General features: G+C 69.6%; 13 protein-coding genes. 8 read left to right on the top strand and 5 right to left on the bottom strand.

The window, feature by feature from the left end; genetic code table 11:
- Window positions 1-2,150, top strand: a 2,150-nt coding sequence (gene uvrD / locus QAA18_RS09360) for a DNA helicase II (RefSeq protein ID WP_279412662.1), incomplete at its 5' end; no start/stop codon positions are given.
- Between the two features lie 111 nt (window positions 2,151-2,261).
- Here uvrD and chaB read toward each other — a convergent pair.
- Window positions 2,262-2,489 (bottom strand): putative cation transport regulator ChaB, encoded by a 228-nt coding sequence (gene chaB / locus QAA18_RS09355; protein WP_279412661.1) that lies wholly within the window; start codon window positions 2,487-2,489, stop codon window positions 2,262-2,264.
- An 86-nt stretch (window positions 2,490-2,575) separates the two neighbouring features.
- Between chaB and QAA18_RS09350 the strand changes: the two genes are divergently transcribed.
- The gene (locus tag QAA18_RS09350) at window positions 2,576-3,496 is read left to right on the top strand and encodes an SDR family oxidoreductase (RefSeq protein ID WP_279412660.1); all 921 of its coding nucleotides are present in this window, start codon (window positions 2,576-2,578) and stop codon (window positions 3,494-3,496) included.
- Window position 3,497: 1 nt separating this feature from the next.
- On the opposite strand, the gene QAA18_RS09345 is transcribed toward QAA18_RS09350, so the two are convergent.
- The gene (locus QAA18_RS09345) at window positions 3,498-3,818 is read right to left on the bottom strand and encodes a DUF2782 domain-containing protein (RefSeq protein ID WP_279412659.1); all 321 of its coding nucleotides are present in this window, start codon (window positions 3,816-3,818) and stop codon (window positions 3,498-3,500) included.
- Between the two features lie 60 nt (window positions 3,819-3,878).
- Between QAA18_RS09345 and polA the strand changes: the two genes are divergently transcribed.
- Both polA and QAA18_RS09335 read left to right on the top strand, forming a co-directional pair.
- Window positions 3,879-6,704, top strand: a complete 2,826-nt coding sequence (gene polA, locus QAA18_RS09340; RefSeq protein ID WP_279412658.1) for a DNA polymerase I — start codon at window positions 3,879-3,881, stop codon at window positions 6,702-6,704.
- 465 nt (window positions 6,705-7,169) lie between these two features.
- Entirely contained in the window at window positions 7,170-7,643 is a 474-nt protein-coding gene (locus QAA18_RS09335) for a YetF domain-containing protein (protein WP_279412657.1), read from the top strand.
- Here the strand turns inward: QAA18_RS09335 and hemF are convergent.
- The 3 genes from hemF to QAA18_RS09320 are packed head-to-tail and all read right to left on the bottom strand — an operon-like array spanning window position 7,621 to window position 11,621.
- Entirely contained in the window at window positions 7,621-8,550 is a 930-nt protein-coding gene (gene hemF / locus QAA18_RS09330) for an oxygen-dependent coproporphyrinogen oxidase (protein ID WP_279412656.1), read from the bottom strand. The two genes, QAA18_RS09335 and hemF, sit on opposite strands and share 23 nt — an antisense overlap.
- A gap of 33 nt (window positions 8,551-8,583) precedes the next feature.
- A complete protein-coding gene (locus tag QAA18_RS09325; RefSeq protein ID WP_279412655.1) occupies window positions 8,584-9,240 on the bottom strand; it encodes a hypothetical protein in 657 nt (218 codons plus the stop codon).
- Window positions 9,241-9,287: 47 nt separating this feature from the next.
- Entirely contained in the window at window positions 9,288-11,621 is a 2,334-nt protein-coding gene (locus QAA18_RS09320) for a S9 family peptidase (protein ID WP_279412665.1), read from the bottom strand.
- Between the two features lie 199 nt (window positions 11,622-11,820).
- Between QAA18_RS09320 and QAA18_RS09315 the strand changes: the two genes are divergently transcribed.
- The 4 genes from QAA18_RS09315 to QAA18_RS09300 all read left to right on the top strand — a co-directional run.
- The gene (locus QAA18_RS09315) at window positions 11,821-13,233 is read left to right on the top strand and encodes a cytochrome ubiquinol oxidase subunit I (RefSeq protein WP_279412664.1); all 1,413 of its coding nucleotides are present in this window, start codon (window positions 11,821-11,823) and stop codon (window positions 13,231-13,233) included.
- Between the two features lie 11 nt (window positions 13,234-13,244).
- On the top strand, window positions 13,245-14,258 hold the full coding sequence (gene cydB / locus QAA18_RS09310) for a cytochrome d ubiquinol oxidase subunit II (protein ID WP_279412663.1): 1,014 nt from the start codon (window positions 13,245-13,247) through the stop codon (window positions 14,256-14,258).
- Window positions 14,259-14,304: 46 nt separating this feature from the next.
- Window positions 14,305-14,577, top strand: a complete 273-nt coding sequence (locus QAA18_RS09305) for a YcgL domain-containing protein (protein WP_279412654.1) — start codon at window positions 14,305-14,307, stop codon at window positions 14,575-14,577.
- On the top strand, window positions 14,570-15,981 hold a 1,412-nt coding region (locus QAA18_RS09300; RefSeq protein ID WP_279412653.1), incomplete at its 3' end, for an ankyrin repeat domain-containing protein. The genes QAA18_RS09305 and QAA18_RS09300, both read left to right, overlap by 8 nt.

Raw genomic sequence — 15,981 nt, 5'->3', positions numbered from 1 at the left:
CTGCCGGCCATTACCTGGTGCTGGCGGGTGCCGGTTCGGGCAAGACCCGGGTCCTCACGCACCGGATCGCCTGGCTCAACGAGGTCCACGGCGTGCCGGCGCACGGCATCCTCGCGGTCACCTTCACCAACAAGGCGGCGGCGGAAATGCGCGGCCGCACCGAGGCGCTGCTGCAGCGCACGCGGCGCGGCGCCGGCGCGCGCGGCATGTGGATCGGCACCTTCCACGGCCTGGCCCACCGCCTGCTGCGCCTGCACTGGCAGGACGCCAGGCTGCCCGAAGGTTTCCAGGTCCTCGACAGCGACGACCAGCAGCGCCTGGTCAAGCGCGTGGTGCAGCAGCTGGAGCTGGACGAAGCGCGCTTCCCGCCGCGCCAGATCGCCTGGTGGATCAACGCGCAGAAGGACGAGGGCCGGCGCCCGCAACACCTGCAGCCCGCGCCGGGCGATGCCTGGCTGGACGTGATGCAGAAGGCCTACGCGCTGTACCAGGAACGCTGCGATCGAGCAGGGCTGGTGGATTTCGCCGAGCTGCTGCTGCGCTCCCACGAGCTGCTGCGCGACAACCCGGCACTGCTGGCGCACTACCGGCGCCGCTTCGGCGAGCTGCTGGTCGACGAATTCCAGGACACCAACGCGATCCAGTACGGCTTCGTGCGCCTGCTCGCCGGCGGCGAAGGCCACGTGTTCGTGGTCGGCGACGACGACCAGGCGATCTACGGCTGGCGCGGCGCGAAGGTCGAGAACGTGCAGCGTTTCCTCGCCGACTTCCCGGGCGCCACCACGCTGCGCCTGGAGCAGAACTACCGTTCCAGCGCCAACATCCTCAATGCCGCCAACGCGGTGATCGTGCACAACCCGGACCGGCTCGGGAAACAGCTGTGGACCGACAGCGGCGAGGGTGAGGCCATCGACCTGTACGCGGCCTACAACGAGGTGGACGAGGCGCGCTTCGTGGTCGAGCGGATCCGCCAGTGGATGCGTGACGGCGGTTCCTACGGCGAGGCGGCGATCCTGTACCGCAGCAACGCCCAGTCGCGCGCCTTCGAGGAAGTGCTGCTGGCCGAGCAGATCCCGTACCGGGTGTACGGCGGCATGCGCTTTTTCGAGCGTGCCGAGATCAAGGACACCCTGGCCTACCTGCGCCTGGTCGCCAACCGCGACGACGATGCGGCCTTCGAGCGCGCGGTGAACACCCCGGCGCGCGGCATCGGCGAGCGCACGCTCTCCGAAGTGCGGCAACGTGCGCGCGCCGACGGCCTGTCGCTGTGGGAGGCGGCCCGGCGCTGCGCCACCGGCGACGTGCTTGCCGCGCGTGCGCGCAATGCGCTGGGCACGTTCCTGGGTCTGGTCGACTCGCTCGACAGCGAGGTGGCCGAACTGCCCCTGGAGGAGAAGATCGACCACGTGCTCGCGCGCAGCGGGCTGCGTGCGCATTACGCCGCCGAGTCCAAGGGCTCGCTGGACTCGCGTACCGAGAACCTGGACGAACTGGTGTCGGTGGCCTCGCGCTTCGTGCAGCGCGACGACGAAGAGGAGGTCGCCGCGTTGAGCGAGCTGGTCGCGTTCCTTTCGTACGCGGCCCTGGAAGCCGGCGAAGGCCAGGCCCAGGCCGGCGAGGAGGGCGTGCAGCTGATGACCCTGCACAGCGCCAAGGGCCTGGAGTTTCCTCTCGTGTTCCTGGCCGGCATGGAAGAGGGCCTGTTTCCCAGCGGCAAGTCGCTGGAGGAGAACGGGCGGCTTGAAGAAGAGCGGCGCCTGGCCTACGTCGGCATCACCCGTGCGCGGCAGAAGCTCGTGCTCAGCTACGCCGAGGCGCGCCGCATCCACGGCATGGAGATGTACGGCCTGCCGTCGCGCTTCCTGCGCGAGATCCCGGCGGCGCTGATCAACGAAGTGCGTCCGCGGATCAAGGTCGCGCGCCCGCTGGCGGCGGCGATGCCGCGCCATGGCATGGCGGGCAGGGGTGGCCATGCACAACTGGACACCCCCGGCATCTCCATCGGCCAGAACGTGCGCCATCCCAGCTTCGGTACCGGCTTCGTCACCGACATCGAGGGCAACGGGACCCACGCGCGCGTGCAGGTCAATTTCGACGAGGCCGGCAGCAAGTGGCTGGTGCTGGCGTACGCGAAGCTGGAGCCGGCGTAGGGGGAAACAGGGAATGAGGGGAATGAAGGGAATAGGGAATGGGAGCAAGTTGGAGGCTACACCTGCATTGCCCAGCCCAGTCCCCTCATTCCCTACTCCCCTCATTCCCTGCTACTTCGCGTGCCAGTCGCCGTCGTCGCCCTTTTCGTGCTTGTCCTTGACCGCCGACCACGCGACCTTGTGCGCGGTCTCTTCGCGGCTCGCATCGCCGCGGCGGTCGCCCGGATCGCTGTATTCGTCCCAGGCGCTGTTGAAGGCTTCCTTGTAGATTTCCTGCGCGTGCTTCGGCAGGTGGTCCTGCACCGGTTCGGGCAGGTCGCTGATTCGTGAATACGGCATCGGTCGTGCCTCCTTGGGGGAGAGCGACGATGCTGTTCCGGCCGCCATGAACATTGCGTGGACATGGGTGCGGCTAGCGTCGCGACATGGCCACCAAGAAGAAGACCGCGAAGAAGACGACCGCGAAAAAGAAGCCGGTGCAGGCCGGCCCGCGCAGGCAGCCGGAGAACCCGCTGCCGAGGCAGCACCAGCCGAAGCCCGGGCAGGAGCACAAGCTCGATCCGCAGCCGCGTTACCTGGCGCCGGGCTATGCCGGCAGCGGCAAGCTCGAGGGCATGGCGGCGATCATCACCGGCGGCGATTCCGGCATCGGCCGCGCGGTGGCGGTGCTGTTCGCCCGCGAGGGCGCGGATGTCGCCATCACCTACCTCAGCGAACATCGCGACGCGCGCGCGACCAAGGCAGCGGTCGAGGAGGAAGGGCGTCGCTGCATCGCGGTCGCCGGCGACGTGCGCGATCCGTACTTCTGCGAGCGCGTGGTCAAGCGCGCGGTGAAGGAATTCGGCCGGCTCGACGTGCTGGTCAACAATGCCGCCTACCAGCAGCATCGCAAGGCGCTGGAGGACATCGACGACGAGCAGCTGCAGCGCACCCTGCAGACCAACATCGGCGGCTACATCCATATGGCGCGGGCGGCGCTGCCGCACATGGGGGAGGGCGCCAGCATCATCAACACAAGTTCCGAGACCGCGCTGTTCGGCAGCAAGCACCTGCTCGACTATTCGGCGACCAAGGGCGCGATCGACGCGTTCACCCGCTCGCTGGCGGCGAACCTGCTGGAGCGCGGCATCCGCGTCAATGCGGTCGCGCCCGGCCCTGTGTGGACGCCGCTCAATCCGTCGGACAAGCCGGCCGACGAGGTCGCGGAGTTCGGCAAGGACAGCGACATGGGCCGGCCCGCGCAACCCGAGGAGCTGTCGCCGGCCTACGTGTTCCTGGCGTCGCCGGCGTGCGCCTCGTACATCAGCGGCGTGGTACTGCCGGTGATGGGCGGCCCGCGCGGCTAGGTCACCACGAGAACAGCTTGTAGTACACCGCGGGCGCTTCGCCGTCCTCGGGGCTCACGCGTCCGTCGCCGTTGCGGTCCACCAGGTAGTAGGTGGGGCCGCGCGCCGGAACCACCTTGAGCATCACCAGCTGGCCCTGCACCCGGTACTCGTGGACCACGTCGCCGTTGTCCTGCACGACCACGGCCTCGATCGCATCCTCGGGCACCAGGGGCACGCCGTCGGCGGTCTGCGGCACCGGCAGGGCTTCGCCACTGCTGGCGCAGGCCCCCAGCAATGCCGCGAGGGCCACGGCCAGGGCGGAAATCATGGGGTTGCGCATGGCGCGGCTCCGGATCGCGGGGACAGGCTGGATTATGCGCCGGCCGCGTAGAATCCATGTATGCCCGCTTCCATTCCTGCGAGTCCCCATTCCCCGAGTTCCGCGAGCCGGCGCCTGGTCCTGATCGACGGCTCGTCGTACCTGTACCGCGCCTTCCACGCGCTGCCGCAGCTGAGCAACGCCGCCGGCGAGCCGACCGGCGCGTTGTTCGGCGTGGTCAACATGTTGCGCGCGACGTTGAAGGAGCGGCCGGATTGCGCCGCCTTCGTGGTCGACGCCCCGGGCAAGACTTTTCGCGACGAGCTGTATCCGGAATACAAGGCCAACCGCCCACCGATGCCCGACGAGCTGCGCGCGCAGGTGCAGCCGATGTGCGACATCGTCCAGGCGCTGGGCTTCCCGATCCTGCGCGTGCCCGGTGTCGAGGCCGACGACGTGATCGGCACCCTGGCGATGGAAGCCGCGCGCGAGGGCGCCACCGTCACCATTTCCACCAGCGACAAGGATTTCGCCCAGCTGGTGCAGGCGTTCGAAGGCGGCGGCAGGATCGAGCTGGTCAACACCATGAGCGGCAGCAAGCTCGACAGCGACCAGGCGGTACTGGCCAAGTTCGGCGTGCGCCCCCGGCAGATCGTCGATTTGCTGGCGCTGATGGGCGACGCCATCGACAACGTGCCGGGCATCGAGAAGTGCGGGCCCAAGACCGCGGCCAAGTGGCTGGGCGAATACGACAACCTTGACGGCGTGATCGCCGCGGCGCCATCGATCAAGGGCAAGATCGGCGACAACCTGCGCGCCGGCGTCGGCCGCCTGCCGCTGAACCGCGAGCTGGTGACGATCAAGACCGACGTGGCGCTCGAGCAGCCGGCGCGCGAGCTGTCCCTGCGCGAGCGCGACGTGGCTACGCTGCGCGAGCTGTATACCCGCTACGGATTCAACCAGGCGTTGCGCGAGCTGGAGGGCAATGCCGCGCCCGAGCCTGCGCCTGGCAAGACCGCGCTGCGCGCCACCGAGGCCGGATATGCGCGCGTCGCACCGGCGGCTCCGGCCACTGCTCCCGATCCTGCGCTGTCCGCGCCGGGCGAGTACGAGATGGTCGTGTCCCGCGATCGCCTCGACGCCTGGATCGGGAAGCTCCAGGCTGCGCCGGAATTCGCCTTCGACACCGAGACCGATTCGCTGGACGCGCTGTGCGCGCGCCTGGTCGGCCTGAGCGTGGCGGTGGAGCCGGGCAAGGCAGCCTACATCCCGGTCGGGCACGACTATCCGGGTGCGCCCGCGCAGCTGCCGCTGCAGGAAGTGCTCGATGCGCTGCGGCCGCTGTTCGCCGACCCGGGCAAGCGCAAGGTCGGCCACCACGGCAAATACGACCTTCACGTGCTGCGCTGCCACGGCGTGGAAGTGGCCGGCTATGCCGACGACACGATGATGGAAAGCTTCGTGCTCAATGCCACCGCCACGCGCCACGACATGGATTCCCTGGCGGCCCGGTACCTCGGCTACCAGACGGTGAAATTCGCCGACGTCGCCGGCAAGGGCGCCAAGCAGATCACCTTCAACCAGGTCGCGCTCGACGACGCCACCCGCTACGCCGCCGAGGACGCGGACGTCACCCTGCGCCTGCACCGCCTGCTGTCGCCCAGGCTGGCGGCCGAGCCGGCGCTGGCCAAGGTGTACCGCGAGATCGAGATGCCGCTGGTGCCGGTGCTCGAACGCATCGAGGCCAACGGCGTGCTGGTCGATGCCGACGAACTGCGGCGGCAGTCCGCCGACCTGGGAAAACGCATGCTCGCCGCGCAGCAGAAGGCGACCGAACTGGCCGGGCGCAGCTTCAACCTGGATTCGCCCAAGCAGGTGTGCGCGCTGCTCTACGAAGAGCTCAAGCTGCCGGCGCTGGTGAAGACGCCGTCCGGCCAGCCGTCCGCGAACGAGGAGGCCCTGGAGGCGATCGCCGACCAGCATCCGCTGCCGCGCGTAATCCTGGAATACCGCGGCCTGGCCAAGCTGCGCAGCACCTATACCGACAAGCTGCCGGAAATGCTCAATCCGGACGACGGCCGCGTCCACACCAGCTACCACCAGGCCGGCGCCGCGACCGGGCGGCTCGCGTCCAGCGATCCCAACCTGCAGAACATCCCGATCCGGACCGAGGACGGACGCCGCATCCGCAAGGCCTTCATCGCGCCGCCGGGGCGCCGCATCGTCGCCTGCGACTATTCGCAGATCGAGCTGCGGATCATGGCCCATCTATCCGGCGACCCGGCGCTGCTGCGCGCGTTCGCTTCCGGCGCCGACATCCACCGCGCCACCGCGGCCGAGGTGTTCGGCAAGGAGATCGACGAGGTCGACGCCAACGAGCGCCGCGCGGCCAAGGCGATCAACTTCGGCCTGATGTACGGCATGAGCGCGTTCGGCCTGGCCAAGCAGCTCGACATCGCCCGCGGCGAGGCGCAGGACTACATCGCGCTGTACTTCAGCCGCTACCCGGGCGTGCGCGAATTCATGGACAGCACCCGCGAGCAGGCGCGCGAGCGCGGTTACGTCGAGACGGTGTTCGGGCGTCGCCTGTACCTGGACAACATCCACGCCCGCAACCAGGGCCTGCGCGCCGGCGCCGAGCGAGCCGCGATCAACGCGCCGATGCAGGGCACGGCGGCGGACATCATCAAGCGCGCGATGGTCGACATCGACGCCTGGATGGCGCCCCACCGCCAGCGGGCGCTTATGGTGCTGCAGGTCCACGACGAACTGGTGTTCGAGGTCGACGAGGGCTTCGTCGACACTCTGCTGGCCGAGGTGCCCCGGCGCATGGCCGCGGCGGCCGAATTGCGGGTCCCGCTGGTGGTCGATTCCGGGGTCGGGGTGGACTGGGACGAGGCCCACTGAGGGGCCTGGCGGCAGGAATGAATCATTCCTGAACCCAACAGTTTTTTAACCCCAATCTTCACGAACCATCAATGGTCGGGATGGTCATATAGGCCGCGACGGATGCAAGGTCCGTCGCAGATCATCTCCCCTCCCCTGGAGTGATCCGGAACGGCCACCCCTCCCCAGGTCGCCGTTCCCCGGCCCCACTAGCCCCCCCCTGGCTCGTGGGGCTTTTTTCTGCGCCGCCTTTTTTCGGGAGAAACCGAAAAGTCTTGCGGCGCATAAAAAACCCAAAGTTCTGGCTGCGCGGGGTTCGAGTGGGATCGATTGGTTCATGGGCCAAAACTTTGGGCCCGGCTAGTGCCTACATCCCCTGCGCCTGTCGGCGCGCCCCCCTTGGGAAGGGGGCTCTCCAGGGTGGGACTTCATGGGGTGCCGACAGGGCGCGGTGCTTAGTGGGGTCTCGCAAAAGCGGAGCAGGCCATGTCGGACTGGCTGGAGCTGAAGATTCCGTGGTGGGAGATCGTGCTTCGGGCGTCGATCGTCTACTTCGTGATGCTGGCGCTGCTACGGGTGTCGGGGAAACGGACGGTGGGGCAGTTCACGCCGTTCGACCTGCTGGTGCTGGTGCTGCTGGGTGACGCGGTCCAGGGCTCGATGATCGCCGGCGACGAGTCGCTGCCCGGCGGGTTGATCCTCGCCACCACGCTGCTCGCATGGAACCGCTTGGTCGGCTTTGCCACGGCGCGCAGCGAACCGGTGGCGCGGGTGGTGGAGGGCAAGGCCGACATCCTTGCGCGCAATGGCACCGTCTTCCACGAAGCGCTCAAGGCGGCCGACCTCACCCTGGACGACCTGGAGGAAGCCATGCGCGAGCAGGACTGCGCGGCGCTCGGGGAAATCCGCCTCGCCGTCCTGGAAAAGGACGGCAAGATCAGCGTGCTGAAGAAGAAGTAGCCAGCCAGTCGCGGGGGCGCAGGTACTCGCCCAGCCTCGCTTCGGCGCTGCCGGGTTCCGGTGCGTAGCCGTATTCCCAGCGCACGCGCGGCGGCAGGCTCATCAGGATCGATTCGGCTCGGCCGCCGGATTGCAGGCCGAACAGGGTGCCGCGGTCGTAGACCAGGTTGAACTCGACGTAGCGGCCGCGCCGGTACAGCTGGAACTCGCGCTCGCGTTCGCCGTATGGCGTGTCCCGGCGCCGCTCGACGATCGGCAGGTAGGCATCGAGGAAGCCGTCTCCCACCGCGCGCAGGTAACCGAAGTCGGTCTCGAAGTCCCCGTGCAGGTCGTCGAAGAACAGGCCGCCGACACCACGCGTCTCCTCGCGGTGCTTCAGGAAAAAGTACTCGTCGCACCAGCGCTTGTGCGCGTCGTAGCGCGCATCGCCGCCGTAGGGTTCGCACAGGGCGCGCGCGGTGCGGTGCCAATGCAGCACGTCCTCGTCGAAGGGGTAGAACGGGGTCAGGTCGAAGCCACCGCCGAACCACCAGGCCACCGTCCTGCCGTCGCGCATGGCGCGGAAGTGGCGGACGTTGGCGTGGGTGGTCGGGACGTAAGGATTGCGCGGGTGGAACACCAGCGACACGCCACAGGCGCGCCACGAGGCGCCTTCCAGTTCCGGCCGCGCGGCGCTGGCCGACGGCGGCAGGCGCGTGCCGGACACATCGGAGAAACCGATGCCCGCCTGCTCGAACACCGTGCCGTCGCGCAGCACGCGGGTACGGCCGCCGCCGCCCTCGTGACGCTCCCAGGCGTCCTCGGCAAAACGCGCGCTACCGTCGGCGCGCTCGATCGCGGCGCAGATGCGGTCCTGGAGCCCGGTGAGCCAGTCGCGGACGGTGTCGAAGCCGGTGTCTTGGGTCATCGCGCCATTGTAGGCGCGGTCCGGGCAGGCGACTCAGGCTGCCATGGGCTTGCCCGACAGGATCAGGGCCGCCAGCGCGGCTTCGCCGTCCTCCATCAACTGCACCGGGGTGCGCTCGAAGCCGGTCAGGACCATGGCTTCGGCCAGGCACCAGTCGCGGTGTTCATCGCTCAGCATGGCCGTGCCGTTGGCGACGGCGCGCAACAGTTCCTGGTCCGGAATGCGCGGATCCCGCGCCGGTTGCGGGGCGCCGCCTCCCATCGTGGCCGGGGCCATCGCCGGACTGCTGCGTGCGATGTCCAGCTCCATCCGCGCCGCCGCCAGCTCCTGTTCCAGCCTGGCACGGGACGCCTCGCTCTTCTGCAGTTCGGTGCGCAGGGCGTCGATTTCCTCGCCGGCGCTGTCCACGACCTTCTCGCGCAGGCGCTCGTGGACGCGCCTGGAGAGCAGCTCGTGGACCTCCGGATGCGAGCTGCGCAGCTCGCGTGCCGCAGCCTGCCAGGCATACGCGATCGGCAGCGCGTGCGGCTTGGCCACCGGTTCCTCGGACGCCGGCTTGGGTTCCGACTCCCGCCCGATGCGGAGGATCTCGTCGTCCAGGACCTCGGCCAACGGCGTGCTTTCGAACTTGCGGTCCGCGCGGCGCAAGGCCGCCCGGCAGTCCAGCAACAGGTTGCGGATCTCGATCATGTTTGGGCCCCCTGCTCCGGACAACGCAGGAGGCCCGCCGGACCGGCCTACTTCAGGGTCGACTCGAACAGCTCGTAGACCCGGCGGTACTCGTCGTACCAGGCGTCGGCGTGGCTGAACCCGTGGCGCTCGAGCGGGTAGGGCGCGACCCACCAGTCGTGCTTGCGCAGTTCGATCAGCTTCTGGGTGAGCAGCACGCTGTCCTGGAAGAACACGTTGTCGTCGATCATGCCGTGGGCGATCAGCAGGTGGTCCTGCAGGCCGGCGGCGTACTCGATCGGCGAGGAGCGGGCATAGGCCTCCGGGTCGATGTCCGGCGTGTTCAGGATGTTCGACGTGTACTCGTGGTTGTACTGCCTCCAGTCGGCGACCGGGCGCAGGGCGGCACCGGCCTTGAACACGCCCGGCTCGCGGAACAGGGCCATGAAGGTCATGAAGCCGCCGTAGCTGCCGCCGTAGATGCCGACGCGGTCGCGGTCGGCCTGGCGGTTGGCCACGGCCCAGTCCAGGCCGTCGAGGTAGTCCTCGAGCTCGGGGTGGCCCATGTTGCGGTAGATCGCGGTGCGCCAGTCGCGGCCGTAGCCCTCCGAACCGCGGTAGTCGAGGTCGAGCACGATGTATCCCTGCTGCACCAGCAGGTTGTGGAACATCTGCTCGCGGAAGTACTCGGGCCAGTGCAGCTCGGCGTTCTGCAGGTAGCCGGCGCCGTGCACGAACATCACCATCGGGTACTTGCGGCCGGGTTCCGGGTTGGCCGGGCCGTAATACTTGCCCCAGATGTTGCCGGCACCGTGCTTCGACGGCACCTGCACGGTCTCCGGGCCGATCCAGTCGATCGCCTTGAACGCGGGCGTGCGGGTGTCGGTGAGCTGGCGCCCACTGCCGCCTGCGGCGGCCACCAGGGAGAGCTGCGGTGGCATCCACGCGGACGAGTGGCGCACCAGCAGCTTGCCGCCGTCCGGGGAGATGGAGAAGCCTTCCACGCCGTCCAGCGCGGTCAGCTCGCGCACGGCACCGCCGCCGGTACCGACCGTGCAGACCTCGTAGTCGATCGGGCGGGCCTGGTTGCAGACGAACAGGAAACGGCTGCCGTCGGCGGAGAGCCGGGGCTGGGAGACCTCCCACTTGCCGCTGGTCAGGGCACGCGCGGCGCCACCGCTCGCGGCCACCGTGTACAGGTGCGAGTAGCCCGATTCCTCGGACAGGTACCAGAGCGTGCGGTTGTCGCCCATCCAGCCGAAGTCGTTGAAGCCCCAGTTGATCCAGCCCGGATCGGTGAGGCGGTGGCGCGACTGCAGCTTGCCGCCCGCCTCGGGCGTCACCGTCGCAAGCCAGCGATCCTTGTTGTCGATCGTGCGCAGCAGCACGGCGGCGTGGCGCGAATCGGCGGTCCAGTGGATCGCCGGGCCGTCGAAGTCGGCATCGGCCTCGACACGCAGCGCACGGTTGCCCTTGAGCGGATCCTTGCCCGCGGCCTTGCGCCGCGAGGCCAGCGGATCGACGGCGATACCGGGCAGGGCGTCGAAGGACAGTTCGCGCACGTCGCCCGATGCGACCTCCACCAGCCACAGCGCATGCGGCACCGGGGCATCGCGGCCGACCAGGGTGCGGGTGTCCTCGGTCTCCTGGTAGCCGGACTCGGTGACGTAGCGCGGCATGTGGGTGCCCTTGCCCGGATCGGCGTCCTTGGCCTTGGTCACCACCAGCAGCCAGCGGCCGTCGGGCGACATCACGGTCTCCTCGATCGCGACGTCATCGCCAAGGTAGGCCGGCGCCGGCGCGCGGGTCGGATCGGCGGCGCGCCACGCCTCCTTCTGCACGCGTGCGGCTTCGCGGCGCGCGCGGTCGTCGCGCAGGGTGTCGACCAGGCGCAGCTGGTGCTCGCGCAGCTCGTCGGCGGGCGGCGGCGTGCCAGGCGCTTCCTCGGCCAGCGCGCTGGCGGCCTGGACCACGCCGTCGCGTGCGGTCCAGCGGAACCAGTCGTTGCCCACCCGCCACGACAGCGCGCCGTCGCTGCCCCATTGCACCAGCGATTCGTCGGCGTTGCTGCGCGTGACCTGCTGCAGCGCGCCGCTGCGCAGGTCGCGCACGAACACGTCGCCGTTGCGGACGAAGGCCATGCGCGTGCGCTGCGGGTCGTAGACCGGCGCCGGCGCGTCCAGGCCGGCGCGCGCGGCATCCTCCACCAGGGCAGGGGCCGCGGCGCCGTCGACCGCGACCTGCCAGGTGTCGCGGATCGTGGCGCCTTCGCGCTTGAGCATGTATTGCGCATGCCTGCCGTCCCAGCTCCACCAGTAGTCCTCCACCGGCGGCCCGATCCAGTCCGGGTCGGCCATGATCTGGGCCAGCGTCAGCGGCTGCTGTTGCGCGGCCGCGGGCATGGGCGTGGCGATCGATACGGCGGCGAACAGGAGCGGGGCAAGCACGGGCAGGGTGTTGCGACGCATGTCGGGGTTCCGGCTGGAGGGTCGCGGCAGGGTAGCGTGGACGGCCCGTCAAGGCATCGGCCGATAGTTGGGCGCACAATAGGCGCGGCGGCACGACCCCGCGTGCCGCGGGAGGGTTGCCTTGGAAGCACTGCTGACGCCGCTGTTCCTGTCGCGGGTGCAGTTCGCCTTCGTCATCAGCTTCCACATCCTGTTCCCGGCCTTCACCATCGGCCTTGCGCACTGGCTGGCCTTCGTCGAATGGCGCTGGTTGCGCACCCGCGACGAGCTCTGGCGCGACGTCTATTTCTTCTGGCTCAAGATCTTCGCCGTCTCGTTCGGCATGGGCGTGGTCTCGGGCATCGTCATGAGCTTCCAGTTCGGCACCAACTGGGCGGTGCTGAGCGAACGTGCCGGCAACATCCTCGGGCCGTTGCTCAGCTACGAGGTGCTGACCGCGTTCTTCCTCGAGGCGACCTTCCTGGGCGTGATGCTGTTCGGCTGGAAGCGCGTCTCCGACCGGATCCATTTCTTCGCCACCTGCATGGTCGCGCTGGGCACCCTGATCTCGACGTTCTGGATCATCTCGGCCAACAGCTGGATGCAGACGCCGCAGGGTTACGTGATCGACGCCGCCGGCTACTTCCAGCCGGCCGACTGGTGGGCGATCGTGTTCAATCCCTCGTTCCCGTACCGGCTCGCGCACATGGTGCTGGCCGCGTTCATCACCACCTGCTTCGTGATCGGCGGCGTCAGTGCCTGGTACCTGCGGCGTGGCGTGCATCGCGAAGCGGCCCTGCGCACGCTGAAACACGCGGTGGCGTTCGCGGCGATCGCGGTGCCGCTGCAGATCCTGGCCGGCGACCTGCACGGGCTCAACGTCGGCGAGCACCAGCCGGTGAAGCTCGCGGCGATCGAGGCGCACTGGCACGACGAGGCCCCGGGTGCCGGCACGCCGCTGGTGCTGTTCGCATGGCCGGACGAGGACGCGGAGCGCAACGACTACGAGGTGGCGATCCCCCGCCTGGGCGGGCTGATCCTCAAGCACGAATGGGATGGCCGCATCCAGCCGCTGACCGCGGTGCCGGCCGCGGAACGGCCGCCGGTGGCGCCGGTGTTCTTCGCCTTCCGGGTCATGGTCGGCCTCGGCGTGCTGATGCTCCTGCTCACCATCGCTTCGTTGTGGGCATGGCGGCGCGGCACGCTGGAACGCGCGCGCTGGCTGCTCGACGGCTGGCGCTGGATGAGCGCCTCGGGCTTCGTCGCGCTGCTGGCCGGCTGGTACGTGGTCGAGATCGGACGCCAGCCCTACGTGGTGTACGGCCTGCTGCGCACCAGCGAGGCGGTGAGTCCCAACATCGTCGCCGCCGCGGTGATGACCTCGCTCATCGTCTACGCCTGCGCGTATGCGGTGATCTTCGGCGCCGGCATCTGGTACATCCGCAAGCTGATGCTGGTCGGGCCGGTGCGGCAGCCGCCCAAGGACACGCAGGGCGGCGAGAAGACGCCGGCGCGGCCGATGTCGCTGCCCGACGAAACCGTGGACGGTGCGGGAGGCCAGCCATGAGCCCGGAGCCGATGACCCTGGAATACCTGCTGCCGGTGCTGTGGTTCGGCGTGATCGGCTTCGGCGTACTGATGTACGTGGTACTCGACGGCTTCGTGCTCGGCCTGGGCATCCTCGCGCCGTTCGCGCAGGACGACGCGCAACTCGACCACATGATGAATACCGCGGCGCCGATCTGGGACGGCAACGAGACCTGGCTGGTGCTTGGCGGCGCGGGCCTGCTGGCGGCGTTCCCGGCGGCCTATGCGCTGGTGCTGTCGACGCTGTACCTGCCGGTGCTGCTGATGCTGATCGCGCTGATCTTCCGCGGCGTCGCCTTCGAGTTCCGGTTCAAGGCGACGCGTGCGCGGCCGTTCTGGGGCGCGGCGTTCTCGCTCGGCTCGATGGTGGCCGCGTTCGCGCAGGGCGTGATCCTCGGCGCCATCGTCCAGGGCATTCCGGTGGCGCACGGGGCCGCGCCGGCCGGCAGCTTCTCCTGGTTCAGCCCGTTCTCGATGCTGACCGGGATCGCGGTGATGTTCGGCTATGCATTGCTGGGCGCATCGTGGCTCGTGCTCAAGACCGCCGGGCCGCTGCAGCAGGTCGCGCGCGGGCTGACCCGGCCGCTGGTCCTGGTGGTGGTCGCCTTCATGGGGCTGGTCAGCGCATGGCTGCCCTTCCTGGAGTCGCGGGTGATGGCGCGCTGGTTCGAGGGCGGCAACTTCTGGTGGCTGGCGCCGGTGCCGCTGCTCGCCCTGGCCAACGCGGTCGCGCTGTGGCGCACCGCGCTCGACGAGGGCCGCGACGCGCGCCCGTTCATGCTCACGCTGAGCTTCTTCTTCCTCGGCTTCATCGGCCTGGTGCTGGGCATCTGGCCGAACATCGTGCCGCCCGACCTCGGCATCCACGCCGCCGCCTCGTCGACCTCGTCGCAACTGTTCCTCGGCGTCGGCCTGTTGTTCCTGCTGCCGGCGATCCTGGGTTACACGGTGTGGTCGTATCGCGTGTTCAGGGGCAAGGTCGACGCCGGCGACGGATACCACTAGGCGCCCAGCTACCGCTGGCTACCGCTTTCCGACACAATCGGCAGTGATGCAAGCCTACGTCTACAAGAGCCTGAAAAAGGCCGATACCTACGTCTATCTGGCGGCCCGGGACGACTTCACGCGACTGCCCGAACCGCTGCGCACCCAGCTGGGCAAGCTCGAGTTCGTGCTCGACGTCGCGCTGACGCCCGAGCGAAAGCTCGCGCGCGAGGATGCCGCGGTGGTGCGCGAGAACCTGGCGTTGCGCGGTTTCCACCTGCAGTTCCCGCCGGCCACGGAGATCGATCCGATGTCGGAGGACTGGGGTACCGATGCCTGAGGCCGCCGCAAGTCCGAACCCCAGGGCGCCGCGGCGACCGTTTCCCGCGGTGGCGGCGGGCGCGCTCGTTTCCGGGGCAGTGCTGGCGGCGCTGGCCGGGCTCGGCGGCGCGATCGCCGCGCTGGGGGCGACCCTGGCCCAGCCCGCGTTCGCCCTGGCCGTATCGGCCTGGCGCCGCGGCGCGCCGGCCAGGGCGCAGATGAAGGGCGACACGCTGTCGTTGTCGGTGCTGTGGGTGGCGACGGCCGCGCTGTTCGCGGCGCTGCTGGCCTGGCCGTTCGCGGTGCTGCTCGCCAGCGGCTCGCTCGGTGCCACCCTCGCGTCCAGTTTCGCCTTCGGCCTGGCGCTGCTCGCCGCGTGGCGGGCGTGGCCGTTGTGGCACGGCGTCGAACGCGATGGCGGGCGCGTGGATTCCCACTGGCATGCGCTGGCCCGCTTCGAGCCCGGCGCGTGGCGCGGGCTGGCGGCGGCGGGGATGGTGGTGGCGCTGGCTGCGTTGCCGTTTCTGCTCGCCTGGCCCGGCCTGCTCGATGCGCGCGGTCGCTGGATCCTGGCGCTCGGCTCGATTGCGGTGGCGCCGTTGCTGCACGCCCTGCTGCAGGGGTTGCGCGCGCCGGAGGCATTGCCGGAACGCTGGCTGGACGATGCCCTCGACGAAGGCGATGGCGACGCGGCCGCGGGCGCGCCCTTGGTGGAACCGGGGCAGTTGCCCGAGGAAGCCCTGTACGCGGCCGCACGCAGCGGCCGGGTCGACCGCGCACTGGCCCTGCTCGAGGCCGGCGCCGATCCGCAGGCGCCGCCGCCGGACGGGGAGCGCGACCAGCGATCGCTGGCGGTGCTCGCCGCGGTGTTGCCCGACCTGCGCCTGCTGCGTGCGCTGATCGGGCGCGGCATCGACCTCAACGCCGAGCACGCCGGGATGACCCCGCTCCTCGCCGCGACCCGGGACAGCTGGCACGGCCGCCCTGAAGCGGTGATGACCCTGCTGGCCAATGGTGCCGACCCGCGCGTGCGCGACGCCGACGGCAACACGCCGTTGCACCATGCCGCGCGCAGTTCCGATCCCGGCGTCGCCGCGCTGCTGCGCGACGCGGCCGCGGAACTCGAGGAGCGCAACAACGACGGATTGACGCCACTGGGCATCGCCTGCGCCAGCGGCAACTGGCGCCTGGCGCGGTTCCTGCTGGAACGCGGCGCGAAATCCCAGTCCGACGAGGGCACGCCCGCCTTGCTCGCCGCGGCCGGCGTCGAGGAAGACGATGCGGCGGGTGTCGGCCTGCTGCTCAAGCACAAGGCGCGGGTGGATGCGCGCGACGCGCAGGGCCGCAGCGCGCTGCACGAGGCCGCGTCCGCCGGCCATGTCGAGATCATCCAGGCGTTGCTTGCCGCGCATGCGGACCTGCA

Origin of the sequence: Luteimonas sp. 8-5, assembly GCF_029763755.1 — a bacterium.
Taxonomy (GTDB): domain Bacteria; phylum Pseudomonadota; class Gammaproteobacteria; order Xanthomonadales; family Xanthomonadaceae; genus Cognatiluteimonas.
The sequence above is the reverse complement of the archived record's forward strand: the minus strand, read 5'-3'. Positions and strand labels throughout refer to the sequence as shown.